The organism is Mycobacterium sp. E3247, assembly GCF_001667785.1.
Lineage (GTDB): Bacteria > Actinomycetota > Actinomycetes > Mycobacteriales > Mycobacteriaceae > Mycobacterium.
In genome coordinates, this window is record NZ_LZJG01000390.1 from 1 (window position 1) to 644 (window position 644).

General features: G+C 68.3%; 1 protein-coding gene. It reads right to left on the bottom strand.

Going from position 1 to position 644, the window contains the following annotated elements:
- The coding region (locus A9X04_RS21005) for a cutinase family protein (protein WP_067924547.1) at positions 1–644 on the bottom strand (644 nt) is incomplete at both ends.

Consider the following 644-nt stretch of genomic DNA (forward strand, 5'->3'; position numbering starts at 1 on the left):
CCCGCGTCGAGGTGGCTGGAGGCGAAGGCGACGCCTTTGTCGATCATGGCGCCGTCGTCGGCGTAGGTGTTGTGGGCGGCGAAGTTCATGCCGTCGGAGCAGACCGGGTCTTCGGTGGCGCAGACCTTGATGGTCTTGTCCTGGTAGGCCGGGCCGATCACGACGGGTGGCTCGTTGAGGAAGTTCATGGCGCGCACGTTGGGCATGCCGAACAGCACGACCGAGGAGACGTGTTGGGCGACCGCGGGGTCTAGGGGCTTGGGCACGGTGTTGGGGTCGACGCCGTCGGGTACCGAGGGGGAGGTGACGAAGCCCATTACGGCCGCGCCCTGGGAGTAGCCGCCGAGCACCATTTTGGTGTTGGGGCAGTCGTGGGCCATCGAATTGACATGATTCGCGGCGTCTCTGATGCCGTCGACGCCGGTGTCCCATTGGTCGCTGGCGGGGTAGTTGACCGGGTAGACGTCGAAGGATTTGCTTCCCATGCGCGAGTGCAGGGCGTCGACGAAGGCTTGTCCGGTGGGGCCGACGCCGGGGGCTTCGCCGGTGCCGCGGGCGAAGACCACCTGGACGTCGGGACATTGGGCGGCGGCGGTGGGCAGGGCGGAACCGACGAGGGCCGACGCGCCGAGGCCGGACGCCGC